This is a genomic window from Streptomyces sp. NBC_00647 (genome assembly GCF_045207245.1).
Taxonomy (GTDB): Bacteria; Actinomycetota; Actinomycetes; order Streptomycetales; family Streptomycetaceae; genus Streptomyces.
The window spans coordinates 3,136,659-3,155,277 of record NZ_CP109040.1; the positions used below are offsets into that span (position 1 = coordinate 3,136,659).

17 protein-coding genes are annotated in these 18,619 nt (G+C 73.8%); 1 reads left to right on the plus strand and 16 read right to left on the minus strand.

The features are described 5' to 3' along the window. Window positions 1-42: 42 nt before the first annotated feature. The 11 genes from lgt to hisI form a co-directional block, all read right to left on the minus strand. A complete protein-coding gene (gene lgt, locus OG788_RS13840; protein WP_406371050.1) occupies window positions 43-1,146 on the minus strand; it encodes a prolipoprotein diacylglyceryl transferase in 1,104 nt (367 codons plus the stop codon). Window positions 1,147-1,264: 118 nt separating this feature from the next. Beyond that, entirely contained in the window at window positions 1,265-2,041 is a 777-nt protein-coding gene (locus OG788_RS13845; RefSeq protein ID WP_406371051.1) for a DsbA family protein, read from the minus strand. A 128-nt stretch (window positions 2,042-2,169) separates the two neighbouring features. Further along, window positions 2,170-2,985 carry a tryptophan synthase subunit alpha gene (gene trpA / locus OG788_RS13850; RefSeq protein WP_406371053.1) on the minus strand — a complete coding sequence of 272 codons (816 nt, stop codon included), beginning with the start codon at window positions 2,983-2,985 and terminating at the stop codon, window positions 2,170-2,172. Then, window positions 2,982-4,274 (minus strand): tryptophan synthase subunit beta, encoded by a 1,293-nt coding sequence (gene trpB / locus OG788_RS13855; RefSeq protein ID WP_356465820.1) that lies wholly within the window; start codon window positions 4,272-4,274, stop codon window positions 2,982-2,984. Before trpB ends, trpA begins: the two co-directional genes overlap by 4 nt. Before the next feature lie 200 nt (window positions 4,275-4,474). Then, window positions 4,475-4,684 (minus strand): tryptophan biosynthesis modulator TrpM, encoded by a 210-nt coding sequence (trpM, locus tag OG788_RS13860; RefSeq protein WP_323178848.1) that lies wholly within the window; start codon window positions 4,682-4,684, stop codon window positions 4,475-4,477. 229 nt (window positions 4,685-4,913) lie between these two features. Next, window positions 4,914-5,723 carry an indole-3-glycerol phosphate synthase TrpC gene (trpC, locus tag OG788_RS13865; RefSeq protein ID WP_351540230.1) on the minus strand — a complete coding sequence of 270 codons (810 nt, stop codon included), beginning with the start codon at window positions 5,721-5,723 and terminating at the stop codon, window positions 4,914-4,916. A gap of 166 nt (window positions 5,724-5,889) precedes the next feature. Continuing rightward, a complete protein-coding gene (locus OG788_RS13870; protein WP_406371056.1) occupies window positions 5,890-6,348 on the minus strand; it encodes a DUF2752 domain-containing protein in 459 nt (152 codons plus the stop codon). 91 nt (window positions 6,349-6,439) lie between these two features. Then, window positions 6,440-6,688 carry an HGxxPAAW family protein gene (locus tag OG788_RS13875; RefSeq protein ID WP_266757692.1) on the minus strand — a complete coding sequence of 83 codons (249 nt, stop codon included), beginning with the start codon at window positions 6,686-6,688 and terminating at the stop codon, window positions 6,440-6,442. A 161-nt stretch (window positions 6,689-6,849) separates the two neighbouring features. Further along, complete coding sequence (locus OG788_RS13880) at window positions 6,850-7,503, minus strand: TIGR02234 family membrane protein (protein ID WP_406371058.1); 654 nt, start codon at window positions 7,501-7,503, stop codon at window positions 6,850-6,852. Between the two features lie 126 nt (window positions 7,504-7,629). Next, window positions 7,630-9,117, minus strand: a complete 1,488-nt coding sequence (locus OG788_RS13885; protein ID WP_356755875.1) for an anthranilate synthase component I — start codon at window positions 9,115-9,117, stop codon at window positions 7,630-7,632. 11 nt (window positions 9,118-9,128) lie between these two features. Further along, entirely contained in the window at window positions 9,129-9,542 is a 414-nt protein-coding gene (gene hisI / locus OG788_RS13890) for a phosphoribosyl-AMP cyclohydrolase (protein ID WP_266757698.1), read from the minus strand. Window positions 9,543-9,684: 142 nt separating this feature from the next. On the opposite strand from hisI, the gene OG788_RS13895 reads away from it, so the two are divergent. Next, entirely contained in the window at window positions 9,685-10,320 is a 636-nt protein-coding gene (locus tag OG788_RS13895; protein ID WP_406371059.1) for a TIGR03085 family metal-binding protein, read from the plus strand. A 378-nt stretch (window positions 10,321-10,698) separates the two neighbouring features. Here the strand turns inward: OG788_RS13895 and OG788_RS13900 are convergent, their stop codons facing one another. From OG788_RS13900 to OG788_RS13920, 5 genes are all read right to left on the minus strand, one after another. Beyond that, on the minus strand, window positions 10,699-12,060 hold the full coding sequence (locus OG788_RS13900) for an MFS transporter (RefSeq protein ID WP_406371061.1): 1,362 nt from the start codon (window positions 12,058-12,060) through the stop codon (window positions 10,699-10,701). 20 nt (window positions 12,061-12,080) lie between these two features. Further along, window positions 12,081-12,668: a helix-turn-helix domain-containing protein gene (locus OG788_RS13905; protein ID WP_406371063.1), complete on the minus strand. Its 588-nt coding sequence runs from the start codon at window positions 12,666-12,668 to the stop codon at window positions 12,081-12,083. A 226-nt stretch (window positions 12,669-12,894) separates the two neighbouring features. Next, complete coding sequence (locus OG788_RS13910; protein WP_406371064.1) at window positions 12,895-14,310, minus strand: PucR family transcriptional regulator; 1,416 nt, start codon at window positions 14,308-14,310, stop codon at window positions 12,895-12,897. A 113-nt stretch (window positions 14,311-14,423) separates the two neighbouring features. Beyond that, a complete protein-coding gene (locus OG788_RS13915; protein WP_406371065.1) occupies window positions 14,424-16,412 on the minus strand; it encodes a LuxR C-terminal-related transcriptional regulator in 1,989 nt (662 codons plus the stop codon). A 1,127-nt stretch (window positions 16,413-17,539) separates the two neighbouring features. Continuing rightward, a complete protein-coding gene (locus OG788_RS13920; protein ID WP_406371067.1) occupies window positions 17,540-18,517 on the minus strand; it encodes an alpha/beta hydrolase family protein in 978 nt (325 codons plus the stop codon). Between the last annotated feature and the right edge of the window lie 102 nt (window positions 18,518-18,619).

An 18,619-nucleotide genomic window follows, 5' to 3' on the forward strand; every position in this document is an offset into this window, starting at 1 on the left:
GCGTCCTGGAACGCGGCGCCCCCTTCGGCGTACGGGGAGAACTCAGCTCTTCTTGGCCGAACCGGCCTCGTCCCGCGAGGTCGACTCCGCGTCCGGTTCCGTGTCGGGCTCCGTCTCGGCATCCGTCCCGGACGCGGACCCGGCGGGCTCGGCGGAGTCGCTGGACGTCACGGACTCGGTGACGGCCGGCTTGTCGAGGCCGACGGAGTCGCCGTCGGCCTCGTCCTCGCCGGCGCTCTTGTCCCCGTCCTTGGCCTTGGCCTTGCCTTCGGTCTTGCCCTCGGCGTCGTCGGAAGCCGTCTCGCCGTCCTCGGCGGGAGCGTCCGCGACGGCTCCGGGCTCCACGATCTCCTCGCGCCCCGGACGCAGCCGGGCGGAGAGCACGAAGTACAGCACCGCCAGGAGGAAGACCACCATCGCGGTCCAGTCGTTGAGGCGCAGGCCCAGGATGTGGTGGGCGTCGTCGACGCGCATGTACTCGATCCAGCCCCGGCCGACGCAGTACGCGGCGACGTACAGCGCGAAGGCCCGCCCGTGGCCGAGCTTGAAGCGGCGGTCGGCCCAGATGACCAGGAATCCGACGCCGACACACCACAGGGACTCGTACAGGAACGTCGGGTGGTAGTAGCCGGGGACGCGCCCGTCCGTGGAGGACGTGATGTGCAGCGCCCACGGAACGTCCGTGGCCTTGCCGTAGAGCTCCTGGTTGAACCAGTTGCCCCAGCGCCCGATCGCCTGGGCGAACGCGACACCGGGCGCGAGGGCGTCGGCCCACGCGGGCAGCGGGATGCCCCGGCGGCGGCACCCGATCCACGCGCCCAGCGCACCGAGCGCGATCGCGCCCCAGATGCCGAGCCCGCCCTCCCAGATCTTGAAGGCGTCCACCCAGTCACGGCCCTCGCTGAAGTACAGCTGGTAGTCCGTGATCACGTGGTAGAGCCGGCCGCCGACGAGGCCGAAGGGCACGGCCCAGACCGCGATGTCGGCCACCGTGCCGGTCCGCCCTCCCCGGGCGATCCAGCGCTTGTTGCCGAGCCAGACGGCTACGAAGACGCCGATGATGATGCAGAACGCGTAGCCGCGCAGCGGAATGGGGCCGAGGTGCAGCACACCGTGCGACGGGCTGGGAATGTAGGCAAGTTCCATGGCAAGGTCGACGCTACCGTGCCGGACGCCGCCGACGGCGGGCAGCCCCGCAACGGGTCCATAACGTGCGGCGCCCCCGGCTTGCGGACAGGCGGGGGCACCGGGGCGTGCGGGAGGCTCAGCCCTTGTTGGCCGCCTCCACCATCTGCTTGAGCTTGGCGGGGGTCATCGACTGGTCCGCGTAGATGTTCTTGCCGCCCAGGAGCACGGTCGGCGTGCCCGTGAAGCCGCTGCTCTGGAACGCCGCGTTCGACTTCTCGACCCAGGTGTCGTGGGTGCCGTCGTTGACGCAGGCGCGGAAGGCCGGGGTGTCCAGGCCGTCGACCTTGCCGGCGAGCTCGATGAGCTTGCCGTTGTCGGCGAAGGCGTCGTCGGTCTCCTTGGGCTGGTTCTCGTACAGCACGTCGTGGTACGCGCTGAACTTCCCGGCGTCCTGGGCGCACGCCGCGGCGTTGGCGGCCCTGCGGGAGCCGCTGCCCCCCATGTTCCCGTCGATCAGCGTGACGAGGTGGTACTCGACCTTCAGCTGCCCGGAGTCGACCAGCTCATGGATCGTCGGGCGGTAGGTCGCCTCGAAGGCCTGGCAGGCCGGGCAGCGGAAGTCCTCCCACACCGTGAGGGTCGACTTGGCGCCGTCCTTGCCGACGGGGATCGCGAGACTGTCCTTGCCGGTGGCGCCCGAGGGCGACACGACCGGGCCCGACGTGTCGCTCTTCTTGTCCTTGCCTGCGTTGGCGGCCACCACGCCGATCACGGCGGCCAGGCCGAGGACGCAGACCACCGACGCCCCCACGATCAGCGCGCGGCGGCGCTTGTCCGCGGCCTTCTGCTTCTCTCGCTCGACCGCCAGCCGATCACGGGCGTTGCGCTTACCGTCACGGTTCTTCTCGCTCACATCCGGCAGAACGAACCGGGGAGGCGCAGCGCGCCTCCCCGGTCCAAGGTCCACTCGTTCGAGTGAGCGGATTGTCCGTTACATGCAGATGTGTGCGGTGGCGTACGTACGGATCCGCATCGGCGGTGTCACGCCGTTCCGCGCACACCCTTCGCGAGGTCGCCCGCCAGCGCCCGTACGGCTTCGAGCCCGGCCGCCTCGTCCGGCGCGTCCAGCATCCGCTTCACGAACGCCGAACCGACGATCACGCCGTCGGCGAAGCCGGCCACCTCCGCGGCCTGCGCGGCGCTGGAGACTCCGAGGCCGACGCAGACGGGCAGTTCGGTGGTGGCCTTGGTGCGCGCCACCAGGTCCTGGGCCTGGGCCCCGACCGACTCCCGGGTGCCGGTGACCCCCATCAGCGAGGCCGCGTACACGAAGCCGCTGCCCGCCGCGGTGATCTCGGCGAGCCGGGCGTCCTTGCTGCTGGGCGCGACGACGAAGACGGTCGCGAGGCCGTGCTTCTCGGCGTGCTCCCTCCACAGCGCCGACTCCTGGACGGGCAGGTCGGGCAGGATGCAGCCCGCGCCGCCCGCCTCGGCGAGCTCGGCGGTGAAGCGCTCGACGCCGTAGCGGTCGATCGGGTTCCAGTACGTCATCACGAGCACGGGCTTGCCGGTGGCCTCGAAGGCCTCCCGGACGGTCCGCATGACGTCCGCGATCCTGACGCCGCCCCGCAGGGCGATGTCGTCGGCGGTCTGGATGACGGGGCCGTCGAGGACCGGGTCGCTGTGCGGCAGCCCGACCTCGACGACATCGGCGCCGCCGTCGAAGACGGCCTTGACGGCGGCGATACCGCCGTCGACGGTCGGGAACCCGGCCGGCAGGTACGCGATGAGGGCGGACCGCCCCTCAGCCTTCGCCGCGGCGAGGGTCTCGCTCAACAGCTGGATGTTGCCGCTCACTTGGCGTCCCCCTCGATCTCGGCGTTCTCGCTGTCGGCGTCCGCCGGGACGACCGCGTCGGTGCCCTGCTCGTACAGGCCGAAGTAACGGGCGGCCGTGTCCATGTCCTTGTCGCCGCGTCCGGACAGGTTGACGACGATCAGCCCGTCCTTGCCCAGCTCCTTGCCGACCTCCAGGGCCCCGGCGAGCGCGTGGGCGCTCTCGATCGCCGGGATGATGCCCTCGGTGCGGGAGAGCAGCCGCAGGGCCTGCATCGCCGCGTCGTCGGTGACCGCGCGGTACTCGCCGCGGCCGCTGTCCTTGAGGTAGGAGTGCTCGGGGCCGATGCCCGGGTAGTCGAGTCCGGCCGAGATCGAGTAGGGCTCGGTGATCTGGCCCTCCTCGTCCTGGAGGACGTACGACCGCGACCCGTGCAGGATGCCGGGCTCACCGGCGGTCAGGGTCGCCGCGTGCTCGCCGGTCTCCACGCCGTGCCCGGCGGGCTCGCAGCCGATCAGGCGTACGCCGCTGTCGGGGATGAAGGCGTGGAAGAGGCCGATGGCGTTGGAGCCGCCGCCGACACAGGCGACGGCCGCGTCGGGCAGCCGGCCGGCGCGCTCCAGGATCTGCCGCCGGGCCTCGACGCCGATGACGCGGTGGAAGTCGCGGACCATGGCCGGGAAGGGGTGCGGGCCGGCGACGGTCCCGAAGAGGTAGTGGGTGCGGTCGACGTTGGCGACCCAGTCGCGGAACGCCTCGTTGATGGCGTCCTTGAGGGTGCGGGAGCCGGACTTCACGGCGATGACCTCGGCGCCGAGCATGCGCATCCGGGCCACGTTGAGGGCCTGGCGCTGGGTGTCGATCTCGCCCATGTAGATGGTGCATTCGAGGCCGAAGAGCGCGCAGGCGGTGGCGGTGGCGACGCCGTGCTGGCCGGCGCCGGTCTCCGCGATGACGCGGGTCTTGCCCATGCGCCGGGTGAGCAGGGCCTGGCCGAGCACGTTGTTGATCTTGTGTGAGCCGGTGTGGTTGAGATCCTCGCGCTTGAGGAAGATCCGCGCGCCACCGGCGTGTTCGGCGAAGCGCGGCACCTCGGTGAGTGAGCTCGGCCGCCCGGTGTAGTGGACGAGCAGGTCGTCGAGCTCGCGGGCGAACTCGGGGTCCGCCTTCGCCTTGTCGTACTCGACGGCGACCTCGTCCACGGCGGCGACCAGCGCTTCCGGGATGAATTTGCCGCCGTACGCGCCGAAGTATCCCTCGGCGCTGGGGATCTGACCTTCGGGGTCGGGAATGAAGAACTCGCTGGGCATGCGGTTACCTCGCAGGGGCGACAGCCCCGGTTACGGGTCGGACAGGGGTCACGGAAGCCGGACGCACCCGCGCTCCGCGGTCACCGACGGGTCCGTCGGTGACACCGCCCGCCCTGCCGCCGACCGCCCGCGCAGGAGACGGACATGCCGCCTCGATGACCAGGGGTGCCGGACTCGGCTCGGTCCACCCGCGAGGGGGACTAAGCCGGGAAGGGCGCGAGCGCGCGTACGCGCTCGGGCCATCGCATGCCGTTGACCTGCCCCGGCTCGTCGCCGATGACGTAACGGACCCGGCGCCCGTGCACCCGGCGTGCGGGTGCCCGGCAGCCACGCGGCCGACAGCCGCGGGCGAGCCGGGCGTAGGGGTCACGGGCCGCCGAAGGGACCGGGAGCACGGCGGCGGACGGCACACGGGGGCGCCCGGCGTACGTGTCCCCGGGAAGGGAGGGGTGCGTGCCGGGCGCGACGGTCGGGAGCGGGCCCCCGCCGTCCGGCCCCGGCACGGGTGACCCGGCCCGGGACGGCGGGATCTCGCCGGCCGGACGCGGCAGGGCCGACCCCGCGCACGCCGGTACGCCGTCGGGGCACGGGCCCGGACGGGGTACGGCGGGGGCGAGGGTCGGGACGGTCACCGGCGGGTCAGTCCCGTCCGTGCCGCAGGGCCGGGTGGGCGCCCGCGGCGACCAGGTCGGAGACGGCGGTCTTCGGGTCGCGGCCGGTGACGAGGGACTCGCCGACCAGGACCGCGTCGGCGCCCGCGTTGGCGTACGCGATGAGGTCGTGCGGGCCGCGGACACCGGACTCGGCGATCTTGACGAGGTGGTCCGGGATCTCGGGGGCGAGCCGCTCGAAGGTCGTACGGTCGACCTTGAGCGTCTTGAGGTTGCGCGCGTTGACACCGATGATCTTCGCGCCGGCGTCCACCGCGCGCTCGACCTCGTCCTCGTCGTGCACCTCGACCAGCGGCGTGAGCCCGATGGACTCGGCGCGCTCGATGAGGGACTCCAGGGCGGGCTGGTCGAGAGCCGCGACGATGAGCAGCGCCAGGTCGGCACCGTAGGCGCGGGCCTCCCACAGCTGGTACGACGTGACGATGAAGTCCTTGCGCAGCACCGGGATGTCCACGCGGGCGCGGACGGCCTCCAGGTCCGCGAGCGAACCGCCGAAGCGGCGCTGTTCGGTGAGGACGGAGATGACGGCCGCGCCGCCCGCCTCGTAGTCGGCGGCCAGGGCGGCGGGGTCGGCGATCGCGGCGAGCGCGCCCTTGGAGGGGCTGGACCTCTTGACCTCGCAGATGACCTTGACGCCGTCACCGCGCAGGGCGGCCACGCCGTCCTTGGCCGCAGGAGCCTTCGCCGCGCGCTCCTTGAGCTCGTCGAGGCTGACGCGCGCCTGCCGCTCCGCGAGGTCGGCACGGACTCCGTCGATGATCTCGTCGAGCACACTCACGCGAGCGGCCCCCTTCCCTGCGGTGGACGGTTGAAGCGGTGGAGCAGTCGACCCGGGTGCACCGTCCCTGACGGAAAAGTCGGGTCACTGCGATGGTATCCGGAGGAAGGCGTAGGCCTCGCATCCGGTTGACGCCGGTCCCATTACCTGGACATTTGTCATTTGATCAAGGATGTAGCCAGCCGCCGGACGGCAGGTTCCGGACAACCGTGAAGACCAGCACCAACGCGCCCACGCTCCACAGATGGACCGGTCCGAGATCAAGGCGCACGGGTCGTCCGCGTACCGCGCGGATCACCCAGACGGCCCACACCACCGCGAAGGCCAGGTAGCCGCCGACGGCGAGCGCGTTGTCCGTGAGCGCCGTGGCGAGGTCTCCGTGCACGAAGGCGTGGGCGCTGCGCAGACCGCCGCAGCCTGGGCAGTACACGCCCGTGAGGCGCAGCAGCGGGCAGACCGGATAGTGACCGGGCTGATTGGGGTCGACGGCCCCGACGTACGCGAAGGCCCCGGCGACGGCCGCGAGCACTCCGCCGGGAACGCCGAGCCGCCGCACCACGGCACCGGCACGGGACCCGGACCCGGCCTGTGTCACCCTCTGGGTTTCGGCGTTCACCCGACGCATTCTGCCTCTCGCGCGTGGCGGGCGCTCGCCCGCGTACGCGAAAGGCGGCCCCGGCATGTGCCGGGACCGCCTTCGGCGGAGCCCAGGTGGGTCAGGCGTCGGCGCCCACGGTCTCGCGCGCCGTGTGCGCGGGCTGCGCGGAAGAGGTCTTCGGCTGGCCCAGTCCCATGCTCCGCATGACCATGCCGACAACACCGCCGAGCACCACGACGACCATGCCGCCCCAGAAGCCCAGCGGTTCGGCCATCACCATGTAGGCACCCGCGATGCAGAAACCGATGAAGGCGATGATGACACCGGTCCAGGCGGCCGGGGTGTGACCGTGGCTGCTGCCCGCCATGACTTGCTCCTCGTTGCTGTATGCGTGTGTGAGTCGAACGCTCACCGTCCATTGTCCCGTACGTGCGGGCCCGCGGTGAGCGGGGGGGTCGTTGCTCGCGCGTCCGTCCGGCCGAGTCACGACGAAGGACCCGGGGCGAACGACCCCGCGGGTGCAGGGACCTAGGTCCCTGCGGGGCCGGGACCGGTCGGGTCCTCGCCGCGGTCGAGGGCCTTCCATAGGTCCTCGGGGCGGTCCGGGTCGACCGGCTTGACCTTGCGGGGCCGCGGCCTGCCGTCCCGCTCGTAGCGGCCGGACATGGCGGGCCACAGCCGTCCGTAGCGCACGGCGAGCAGCCCGGCGAGCAGGATGAGCGCTCCGCCCGCCGCGGCCACGTACGGCCAGACGGTGTGGCTGAGCCCGCTCGCGGTGGCAGCGGTGTTGCCCGAGGCGGCGGCGGCCCGCTCGTCGAGGGCGGAGCTGTCGCCCGCGCCGAGGACGGCGGCGACGACGGTGCCGGCGCCGGAGAGCGCGAGCAGCGCGGAGACCAGGAGACGGCCGGAGCGGCGTACGGCGAAGACGGCGACGAGCGCGGCGAGGCCCACTATGGCGAGCGCCGCGGGCACACCCGTGACGTCGCTGCCCTTGGCGGTCAGCGGGAAGGCTCCGCCGGCCACGGTCACGGTCCCCTCCGCCCAGCTCTGCCGGGTGGACAGCAGGGCCACGGCCGCGCCGAGCGCGCCGCTCAGCAGGGTCACGGCGAGGCTGCGCCGGCCGGACCGGTCGGGTCCCGCGGCTTCGGATCGGGGGTGAGGTACAGCAGTCACGTACCCCACTATCGCCTGAACCCCGGGCGAACCGTCACCCGGGGCTCACGTGAGCCTCGTCCTATCGGCCGCGTGTACGGCCGGGGACGGGGTCGGACCGCCCCCGGTCGCCGTTGCGGCACCCGGCGTTGCGGTCTACTGACCGAGCCGGTTCGCGGTGTGCACCGCGCGCAGGACCGCCGCCGCCTTGTTGCGGCACTCGTCGTCCTCCGCGGCCGGCACCGAGTCGGCGACGATGCCGGCGCCGGCCTGGACGTAGGCCGTGCCGTCGCGCAGCAGGGCCGTACGGATGGCGATGGCGGTGTCGGAGTCGCCGGCGAAGTCCAGGTAGCCGACGCAGCCGCCGTACAACCCGCGCCGGGAGGGCTCCAGTTCGTCGATGATCTGCATCGCGCGCGGCTTGGGCGCGCCGGAGAGGGTGCCGGCGGGGAAGCAGGCGGTGAGCACGTCGAAGGCCGTACGGCCCGCGGCGACCCGGCCGGTCACCGTGGAGACGATGTGCATGACGTGGGAGTACCGCTCGATGGACATGAAGTCGACGACCTCGACGGAGCCGGGCTCGCAGACCCGTCCGAGGTCGTTGCGCCCCAGGTCGACGAGCATGAGGTGCTCGGCGCGCTCCTTGGGGTCGGCGAGCAATTCGTCGGCGAGGGCCTGGTCGTCCTGGACGGTCGCCCCGCGCGGCCGGGTGCCGGCGATGGGGTGCACCATCGCCTGCCCGTCCTCGACCTTGACGAGGGCCTCCGGGGAGGAGCCGACGACATCGAAGCCGTCGAAGCGGAACAGGTACATGTACGGCGACGGGTTGGTCGCCCGGAGTACCCGGTAGACGTCCAACGCGCTGGCGGTGCACGGCGTTTCGAAGCGCTGGGAGGGGACGACCTGGAAGGCCTCTCCGGCCCTGATGCGCTCCTTGATGTCCTCGACGGCGTCCTGGAAGTCGGGGCCGCCCCAGAGCGCGGTGTACTCGGGGAGCTCGGAGGGCGGGAGCGCGGCGGGCGGCTGGGACACCGCGCGCGAGAGGTCGGCCTCCATGGCGTCGAGACGGGCGACGGCGTCCGCGTAGGCCTCGTCGACGCCGGTGTCGAGGTCGTTGTGGTTGATCGCGTTGGCGATCAGCTGGACCGAGCCGTCCCAGTGGTCCAGGACGGCGAGGTCGCTGGTGAGCAGCATGGTCAGCTCGGGCAGCTTCAGGTCGTCCCGCTCGCCGGGGCCGATCTTCTCCAGGCGGCGCACGATGTCGTAGCCCAGATAGCCGACCATGCCGCCGGTGAAGGGAGGCAGTCCCTCGCCGTGCGGGGTGTGCAGGGCCTCGATGGTGGCGCGCAGGGCCGCGAGCGGATCGCCGTCCACGGGGACGCCGACGGGCGGTGTGCCGAGCCAGTGCGCCTGTCCGTCCCGCTCGGTGAGGGTCGCGGCGGAGCGGACGCCCACGAAGGAGTAGCGGGACCAGGACAGGGAGGTACGGCCGTTCTCCGCGGATTCGAGCAGGAACGTGCCGGGGCGCTCGGCGGCCAGCTTGCGGTAGAGCGCGACCGGCGTGTCGCCGTCCGCGAGCAGTTTGCGGCTGACGGGGATGACACGGCGGTCGGTGGCCAGCTTGCGGAACGTCTCGAGGTCCATGGCGGCTGACCTTACTGATTCCGGGCGGGTACGCCGGAATCGGCGTCCTCGGGGCGGTGGCCGGGGTCCTTCAGCAGCACGTCGGCGTCGAAACAGGTGCGGGCTCCGGTGTGGCAGGCGGCGCCCACCTGGTCGACGCGCACGAGGACGGTGTCGGCGTCGCAGTCCAGGGCCACGGACTTGACGTGCTGGAAGTGGCCGGAGGTGTCGCCTTTGACCCAGTACTCCTGGCGGCTGCGCGACCAATAGGTGCAGCGGCCCGTGGTGAGGGTGCGATGCAGCGCCTCGTCGTCCATCCAGCCGAGCATCAGCACCTCACCGGTGTCGTACTGCTGGGCGATGGCGGGGACGAGTCCGTCGGCGCTGCGCTTGAGGCGGGCGGCGATCTCGGGGTCCAGGCTGCTGGGCGAAGGCGTGCTGGTCATGGGTGCCATTGTGCCGCGCCGGACCGTCGCACCCGGCCGTTGTCCACAGGCCGGACCCCCGTGGCCGTCCGCAGGCGGAGCCCGTCGGATCCGGCCCGCTCTCCACTGGGCGCGACGGCTACCCGGCCGTAGGCTTGCTGACATGTCGACCCATGCGAAGCGTGAACGACTTCTCCTCGCCGATCTGTTGGAGGCGGTGGGCCCGGACGCGCCCACCCTGTGCGAGGGCTGGACCAGCCGGGATCTCGCCGCGCACGTGGTGGTGCGCGAGCGCCGCCCCGACGCCGCCGGCGGCCTTCTCGTCAAGCAGCTCGGGCCCCGCCTGGAGCGGGTGATGACGGAGTTCGCCGAGAAGCCGTACGAGGAACTGGTCCAGCTGATCCGTATCGGCCCGCCCCGCTTCTCGCCGTTCTCCCTGAAGCAGATCGACGAGGCGTCGAACGTGGTCGAGTTCTACGTCCACACCGAGGACGTGCGGCGCGCGCGGCCGGACTGGACGCCGCGGGAGCTGGACGCGGTGTTCCAGGAGGCCCTGTGGTCGCGGCTCGACCGCACGGCCCGGCTGATGGGCCGCGGCGCCCCGACGGGTGTGGTGCTGCGCCGCCCGAACGGCCAGACGACCGTACTGAACAAGGGCACGCCGGTCGTGACGGTGACCGGCGAGCCCTCGGAGCTGCTGCTGTTCGCGCTCGGCCGGCAGGGTGTGGCGGATGTCGAGCTGGACGGCGACAAGGAGGCGATCGCCAAGCTGCACGAGGCGAAGCAGCTGGGGATCTGAGGACACCGGTCCGCCCGGCGCCCCGGGCCTGCATCAGTCGGTCCGCGTACTCCCGCTCCCATCGATGCCCGGAGCGGCAGGTGCGGGGACAGGAAGTCCGGCCGGCATCGGCCGCCGTGACGCTCCGCCGACATCGGCCGCCGTGTCTTCCGGCCCTTTCGGCGGTCACCGTGCGCCCCGACCCCTTCGGCGGTGACCCGACCGCCGTGCCGTCCGGCCCTTTCGGCGGTCACCGTGCGCCCCGACTCCTTCGGCGGTCACCGGACCGCCGGACCCGTTCGGCGGCCGACGGTCGCCAGGCCTCCGCCGGCCGATAGTCGCCAGGCCCTCCGGCAGCCGATGGACCGCCGGATCCGTTCGGCAGCCGGCAGCCGGCGGTCAGCCGGGCAGTTCGGCGTTCCGCAGGTCCCGGACGGCCAGGGCGAGGACGCCCCCGAGGGCGCACACCGCGGCGCTGGTCACGAAGACCGGCCCGGTGCCCCACCAGCCGATCGCGGCGGCGGTCAGCGGCATGCTGAGCGGGGCGAGGCCCAGGCTGACGATGCCGGCGACGGCGCTGACCCGGCCCAGGTAGGCGGGGTCGGACTGGGTCTGGAGCAGCGCGCCGCACACGGCACCGCTGAGCCCGGCGAGCAGTCCGACGAGCAGGGCGACCCCGATGGCCGCCGCGACGTTCGGTACGAAGGCGAGCGCGCCGATCGCGACCGAGCCCGCCAGGATCGCCGCCGCGGCCAGACGCCCCGCGTGCGGCAGCCGCCCCCGCACGGTCAGCAGCAGCGCGGCGGCCCCCGCGCCGGTCCCGAATCCGGCGAGCACCCAGCCCATCCCGGCCGCGCCCCAGCCCCGCTGGTCGGCCAGCAGGGCCAGGCCCACGTTCAGCGGCCCGACGAACCCGAGGTCGCCGAGGGCGATGGCGGCGATGAGCGGGGCGAGGACGCGGTGGCGCCGGATGTAGCGCAGCCCTTCGCGGAGGTCCCGCCAGGCGGTGGCCTTCGCGGGCTGCCCCGGGGCGGCACCCTCGGCCTCCGTACCGTCCTCACCGGCGGCCACGCGCGCGCGGCCCGTGTCCGCCGGGGCACGCGTCCCGCCCGCCCCCTCCTCGTCGCCCGCGGGCAGCTCCCGCATCCGTACGGAGATCAGCAGCGGCACCGACACGGCGATCAGCATCCCCGCGAGTCCGAAGGCCGCCGCGGCTCCCCCGAGGGCCACACCGAGACCGCCGAGTGGTGCGCCGACCACGTTGGAGAAGCGGATCGCCAGGCCCCGCATGCCCTGGACGCGGGCGAGTTGGTCCCGGCTCGTGATGCGGGCCGGCAGGGCACCCACGGCGGGCATGAAGACGGCGTCGACGATGCCGAAGACGACGGCGAGCAGGGCCAGCAGCCACAGGCCCGGGCTGGTCGCGAACAGCAGTGCGGCCAGGGAGAGCACGGCGACGCAGCGCACGGCGTCGCTGCCGATGACGACTTTCCGGGGCCCGAACCGGTCGGCGACCACGCCACCGCCGAGCATCAACAGCGCCCGGGGAACCGCGCTCACGGTCATCACCAGCCCTGCCTGCGCCGGCGTTCCGGACTGCACGGCCGCCCAGGACAGCGCGATGTAGCAGACGTTGTCGCCGATCATCGACGAGGTGTAGGCACCGAGCCAGCGCAGGACGTTGCCGTCGCGATGGGCAGGTCTGCCCGGGGCCTGGGAGGCGGGGGCCTGGGGGGCGGGCGGTATGACGGTCGTGGTCACGGAGCCGGGTCCTCTCGGGGTCAGACGCGGAACGGGAATCCGTACAGGTGCAGCGCGACGTTCTCGCGCCCTTCGGTGGCGCCGGCCGCTTCGTCCGCGCGGCCCTTCTCGTCGTACTTCTTGACGACGGCGAGCAACTCGTCCTTCAGCGCGCCCAGTTGGACCGCCGTCAGCCGCAGGGTCCCCTCCACGTCGGCCGCGGCGTCATTCCACTCGGCCGGCCAGGTGCCTCGTTCGTCGAGGTATCGCCGGTAGAGGTCGCTGCGCTGGTCGTGGTAGATCCGGGTGAAGGCGAGATGGGCGGCCTCCTTCTCCGGCGCGTCCCGGAAGTCGACGCCCCGGACACTGACGCCGTCCGACGCCGGCTGCCACCACCGCTCACGACCGTCCCCGCTGCGCGGTTCGGCCTCCTCGATCAGCCCGTGCTCGGCGAGTTTGCGCAGGTGGTAGCTGACGAGCGAGGGCGCCTCGTCGACCTGCTCGCCCAGCTGGGACGCGGTGGCCGCACCCGCGACGAGCAGAGCGCGGTACAGCTGTATCCGCAGCGGGTGTCCGAGGGCTTTGAGCGTGCCCACGTCCGTGATCCGGCGGTTCTCCTTGCTGGCCATGACCCGACCCTAGATGTGAAAGAAAAGTTGCGCAACTAAAATTGCGCAACTTTTCTTTCACATCTGTCGAGGACGAAACCCCGGCCACCCGGTGACCGGGGTTTCCCCGACGAACGGGATCAGCGCACGGAGCGTCCGGCGCGGGCGACCCGGGCGGCGCGGGCGGCGCGGGCGGCGCGGGCGGCGCGGGCGGCGCGGGCGGCGCGGGCGGCGGCCCTGCGGCCGCTCACGGGTCGAGCAGCGAGTGGGCGGCCAGGGCCAGCGACAGTTCCACGACGTCCGCGGGCCGGGTGAGGGAGCGTCCGGTGAGCTGTTCGCAGCGGCGCAGCCGGTTCAGGACCGTGTTGCGGTGACAGTAGAGGCGGCCGGCGGCCCGCTGGGCGGAACCGTCGCAGGCGAGCCAGGCCGTCAGGGTGTCGAGCATGATGTCCCGGTCGGACAGGTCCAGCCGCAGCAGCGGCCCGAGAACCCGCTCGGAGAGCGCCGCGCCGAGGACCGGCGCGGAGACGACGAGCGCGGCGGGCAGGTGCTCCTCCAGCACGACGGTTCCGCCGGATCGCGGGCAGGCGCGCAGCGCCGTGTCGGCCAGCCGGCGGGCGTCACCGATCGCCGCGAGGCCTTCCACCACCGGGCTCACGCCGATCCTGGCCACCGGCGGGGCGGTCAGCCGACGGCCGATCTCCCCCGCGTCCACATCGAGCCCGTGCGTCCGGGGGCGCTCCCCGCCGCGGCCGTCGCCGCCGCCTGGACCGCCCTCGGCCGCCGGGGCGGGCCTCGGCTCGGGACCGGCGTCGAGGAGCCCGCTCTCGTGGCCGTGACCGGGCTCGTCCCCGTCGTAGGGATGGTCGCCGAGCAGGACGATGCCGTAGCTCCCGCCGCTGTCCCGGTCGCGGTCGCGGTACCAGAGGACCCGCAGACCCGAGAGGTGCACCTGGCCCCGCACGTCCGCCAGTGCCCGGCCGACGGGCAGGCGGGCCAGCACGACCGCGTACCGGCCCTGTTCGGGAAGCCCCAGGGCGGCCGCGGTGGCCGGCAGATCGGCGATCCGCGCGGTGCCGTCGAGCAGTGCGGCCGTCATCAGCCGCAGCCGGTTCTCCCGGCGCCACATCAGCTCGCGTTCCGTCTGGCGGTAGGCGTCCGTGACGACGGCGCAGTGGTCGTCGACGAAGTTCCACACATCGGCTGCCACGTGCACCAGCAGACGTGCGTCGGAGGGGTGGCGGCGGGTCGTCTCGTCGACGAGCTCCTGCCAGATCATGCCGCCGCCCAGCCGGAACGCGCGCAGCAGGGCGTCCAGCGGGAGGCCGCGTTCGGCGCGCGCCCTGCCGATGGCCCAGGAGCAGCGGCGGGCGTCCTCACGCAGTTCACCGGGCCGGATCAGCGATCCGACGTTGAGCCGCAGCGAGCGCTGCACCTCGTCGCGCACGCTCTCCGCGTCGGCCTCCAGGGCCGCGCGGTACGCGGGTTCGCGCTCCCGGAGAAGGTCCATCAGGCGTTCCGTGAGTTCGGGCAGCCCGGCCATCAGCGCCCGGGCGGCGCGGTGCAGCACCGAGAGGGCCTCCGCGTCGACGGCCGGGCGGGCGGCTACCCGTGGCCGCGGTCCGGGCAGGGGCCGCACGTGGGCGGGTACGAGGTGCTGCATCGCTGTCCTCCACCGGAGTCGGCTCGGTCCGGGACGCCCGGTCGGCCGACGCGCGGCACACGGGTGCTCCGGACCTCCTGATCCCGCAGGATGACATACCGCCCGGTCGGTACCTAGGGGTGTGCGGTGGTCTTCTCTGCCCGGTCCACCCATCGGGAGAGCTCGACACGGGAGCGGACCCCCAGGGCGGCGAAGACATTGCGCAGGTGGTGGTCCACGGTGCGGGGGCTCACGGACAGCCGCAGCGCCACCTCTCGGTTGGTGGCCCCCTCGGCCACGCAGCGGGCGATCCGCAGTTGCTGAGGGGTCAGGACGGCGAGCGGACCGTCCGGCTCGCACGGTCCGGCGTCCCCGGTGGCCCGCAGTTCGGCCCTCGCCTGCGCGGCCCAGCCGAGCGCCCCGCCCCGCTCGAAGGACACCAGCGCGTCCCGCAGCCGGCCGCGGGCCTCACCCGGTCTGCGCCGGCGCCGCAGCCAGCCGCCGTACAGGAGCTGGGTGCGGCCGCGCTCGAAGTCCCCCGTCACCTCGTCGTGACGGGCGAGCGCGGTGGTGAACAGCGCCTCGCGTTCCTCGGGGCCGCTCAGCAGCGCGCGGCAGCGGGCCAGTTGGGCCGGGGCCTGGGGGTCGGCGCCCTGCGCGGTCCAGTGCGCGAACTCGGCCACCGCGGACCGGGCGGCTTCCGCCTGGCCGGTGCGGGCCGCGGCCTCCACGAAGCAGGGGACCGCGAGCATCCGTACCGCGAAGTGACCTCGGCGCGGCCCGGCGCCGACCAGGGGGCCGAGCCGCGCGGCGGCCTCGGCGAGCCGGCCGTCGGCGAGATCGGCGCGGGCCCGCGCCCATTGCGCCAGTGTGGCCGCCTGCACCAGACCGTGCGGCGCGGCGACGCGTTCGGCGGCGGCGGCATGCTCGGCCACGGCCTCCGAGGATCCCTCGACCGACGCCACCAGCGCGAGGATCGCGTGGTGATGCGCCGCGAGGTTGTCCTGACCGGCGCCGATGGCCGTGCGCAGGCCGTCCTCGGCGTGGGCGCGGGCGCGGGCGTGCCGGCCGGCGCGCAGCTCTCCGTAGGCCAGGCGTTCCAGCGCCTGGGCGATCAGGATGTGCGGGCCCCGGGCCCTGGCGACGGCCAGCGCACGGGAGTTGGCGCGGCAGGCGGCGGGGAGATCACCGACGACGAGTGCGGCGCCCCCGGCCCGCAGGAGGACCTCGGGGCTGTCGAGGATTCCCGCCGCCCCCGCTCCGGCCACCACCTCCCGCAACGGCTGCCGTCCCGTGTCCAGACGGCCGTGCATCACGGCGGACATGCCCGCCCGGTACGCCGCGAGCCGCCGGTCGGGTTCCGGCCGCGCCGGGGCGAGGTCCAGGGCTTCCCGGCAGGCCGCCGCGTCACCCATCGCCCAGGACGCCTCCACGGCGGCGAGACGGGCGGCCAGGGCGCGGTGCGGGTCGGTGGCAGCCAGTGACTCGGCGGCCAGCAGCAGGGCTTCACGGGCGTCGGCGACCGGGCCGTCCTGCAGCGCGAGCTGTCCGCTCACCAGCTGGGCCGAGCCGCGCACGGCGTCGTGCGGCCCCTCGCACCCGGCCTGCGCGAGCAACTCCCGCGCGCGGTGCGGCAGTCCCGCCAGCCGCGCCTGATCGGCGGCGTGGATCAGGCGGACGGCGCGCAGGCCCTCGTCGACGGCCAGCTCGGCCGACCGCGCCCAGGCCGCCGATCGCTCCGCGTGCGTGGGTCCGCCGCCGGGCAGCGCCGCAGCCGCGGCGAGCGCGTCCCCGAGGCGGGGCGCGGGAGCGGTGGCCGCCGAGGCCCGGTGGAAGAGGACGGGCAGGGCTTGCGGGCCCCCGGTGTGGGCAGCGGCCAGCAGCCGGTGGGCCGCGCGCCGCCGGGCGGGCGGGACGGTCGCGTAGACGGTGCGGGCCGGACCCGGAACGACGACGCGGACGCGGCCTCCGGTGAGCCGGAGGAGTCCCGAGGCCTCGGCGGCGTCGAGGGCGTCCGCGGCGAGACCGCCCGCCCCGGCCGCCCCGAGAACCACCGCGGCGTCCACCCCGGCGGCCCTCATGTCCCACGCCCGCTCGGCCTCCACCAACAACAACAGGCCCACCAGGGCCTCACGCAGAGCGTCCGGACACTCGACGCCCTCCAGGACGGCGGATACGGCGGCCCCGACGGGCTCGCCGACGAACAGCCCGGAGGAGCCGGACGGGCTGGCGATGCTGGCGGGGGGAAGGGCCGACGGCTCACCGGCCGGCAGCCGGTCCCTTCCTGGCGAGGCGCCGGTCCGGGTGCCGGGCGGCGCCGCGGGCCGGGTGCCCGGCGGTGTACCCGCCGACGCACCCGACGGGATGGCGGGCTCGGCCTCTTCGGACTCGTGGGCGAACAGCCCGGCCGAACCGGCCGAACCGGAGGAACCCGAGGAACCCGAGGAACCCGAGGAACCCGAGGAACCCGAGGAACCCGAGGAACCCGAGGGGCCCGAGGAGCCGGAGGGGGGAAGGCCCGACGGCTCACCGGTCGGCAGCCGGTCCGGGCCGGGCCGGGCGTCGGGCGGTGCCTCGGGCCGGGTGCCGGGCGGTGTGCCCGCCGACGCGTCAAGTCGGGTGGCGAGCGGTGTACCGGGCTCGGCTCCCTCTCCGGACCCCGGTGACGGGGTGCCGGTCGGAGCCGAGTCGTATACCGCGGGGTCGTCACCGGGACCGGTGCCCGTACCGGCCCGGGGTTCCGGACGCTCCCGGCGTCGGCCCGCGCTTCCGTCGCCGGGACCGGCGCGACGGAGGAGTGCCGCCGGGCCGGGTCCGGCGGCAGGCGGCGCCGTGGAACCCGGCGCCGGGAGGGATTCCCGCTCCCGCCCGGGAGCGGTTGGCCGACCGGGGTCGCGGCCCGGGCCCGGCTCGTCCGACGCACTCCGAGCGGGCGGCGGTAATGGTCTCCGGCCCGCCGTCCGGAGTGGACTTCGCGCAGTCGCGTTTCCCGTCACGACCGCCACGTTACTTCCGCGTAAACGATGGCGGAAGTCCCACGTTCACTTGTCCCCGCGGGCTTGGACAACCCCTGTGACCTGGGCGGACAGGCCCTCGCGGGGCTTCGGCTGGGCGTGCTCCCAGGCTCGTCACGCAAGGCTTGTGCGCCCGCACAAGGACCGCGGTCCGCCTCGGGGCCACCCCCGCACGCGGGTGACGGCCACCGGAACGGCGGCCGTCACCTGTGCACTGGTCGGACCGCGCCGAGCGGTCAGGAGGTGTGCGGGCAGTTGCCCCGGTACTCGGCGATCGTCAGCGAGGCCTGCGGCAGCGGGCAGAGGAACTGCTCGTAGCGGGTGTCATTGTCGATGAACCGCTTCAGCCACGAGATGCTGTACTTCGCGATCGTCGTGTTCGAGCTGTTGGGCGTGAAGTGGGTGGCGCCCCTGAGTTCCAGATACGCCTTGTCGAGCGTGCTCGGCAGACTGCTGTAGAAGGGCTGGGAGTGCGTGGCCACCGGTGCGATCGTGTCGCCGTCGGCGCCCACGATCAGGGTCGGCGTCTTGATCTCCGGCCAGGTGGTGTCCAGGTTCCAGCCGGTGAGCGGGATCGCCGCCTGGAGCGACGGGCGGCTCTTCGCGGCCTCCAGCGTGCCGCCACCGCCCATCGAGTGCCCCATGACCCCGAGCCGGCTGCTGTCGATCCTGGTCCGCACGGAACTGCGCTGCGTCAGGTAGTCGAGCGCGGCCAGCAACTGCCGGCCACGGCTGTCGGGCTGGTCGAGGGTCGTGAGGGTGTCGATGGTGAACACCACGAAGCCCTGGGAGGCGAGCCGGGGCCCGAGCCAGGAGATGGACGACTGGTAGGCCGTGTACCCGGGTGAGATGACGACCGCGCCGAAGGTGCCGTCGCTGGTCGAGGTCGGGTAGTAGACGGTGCCGCCGCCGAAGCCGCTCACGGACAGCGAGGAGACGGTGGTCTGGGAGACGGCGTACGACCCACGGGCGGCCTCGATACTGGCGACCGTGGGGGCGGGGCCGCGCTCGTACGGGTTCGCGGCGGCCTGCGCCGAGACGACCGGTGCTCCGATGGCCTGCGCTCCGGTGGCCTGCGCGGCGACGAGGCCGCCCGCGGCCAGGAGCACCGCGAGGCCGGCCCGCGCCAGACGGCTCGTGAGCCGGTGCGGGCGGCGGGGGGACGGATCGGGGCCGACGGGTGCGGCGGGGAAGGGGCGGTTCGGCTGCTGCACGGTGGGTGCATCCTCTCGGTGAGGGAGGACGGACCCGCGCCGCGGCCGGAGCGCCGCCCTGGCATGGGTCGGAAGGCGCACGCTGCGATGACGGCGGGGGTC

Excerpts from the sequence above, each read along its gene's own strand:
- lgt (WP_406371050.1), bottom strand. The coding sequence starts at position 1,146 with ATGGAACTTGCCTACATTCCCAGCCCGTCGCACGGTGTGCTGCACCTC.
- trpB (WP_356465820.1), bottom strand. The coding sequence starts at position 4,274 with ATGCCCAGCGAGTTCTTCATTCCCGACCCCGAAGGTCAGATCCCCAGC.
- OG788_RS13870 (WP_406371056.1), bottom strand. The coding sequence starts at position 6,348 with ATGCGTCGGGTGAACGCCGAAACCCAGAGGGTGACACAGGCCGGGTCC.
- OG788_RS13875 (WP_266757692.1), bottom strand. The coding sequence starts at position 6,688 with ATGGCGGGCAGCAGCCACGGTCACACCCCGGCCGCCTGGACCGGTGTC.
- OG788_RS13885 (WP_356755875.1), bottom strand. The coding sequence starts at position 9,117 with ATGGACCTCGAGACGTTCCGCAAGCTGGCCACCGACCGCCGTGTCATC.
- hisI (WP_266757698.1), bottom strand. The coding sequence starts at position 9,542 with ATGACCAGCACGCCTTCGCCCAGCAGCCTGGACCCCGAGATCGCCGCC.
- OG788_RS13895 (WP_406371059.1), top strand. The coding sequence starts at position 9,685 with ATGTCGACCCATGCGAAGCGTGAACGACTTCTCCTCGCCGATCTGTTG.
- OG788_RS13905 (WP_406371063.1), bottom strand. The coding sequence starts at position 12,668 with ATGGCCAGCAAGGAGAACCGCCGGATCACGGACGTGGGCACGCTCAAA.
- OG788_RS13910 (WP_406371064.1), bottom strand. The coding sequence starts at position 14,310 with ATGCAGCACCTCGTACCCGCCCACGTGCGGCCCCTGCCCGGACCGCGG.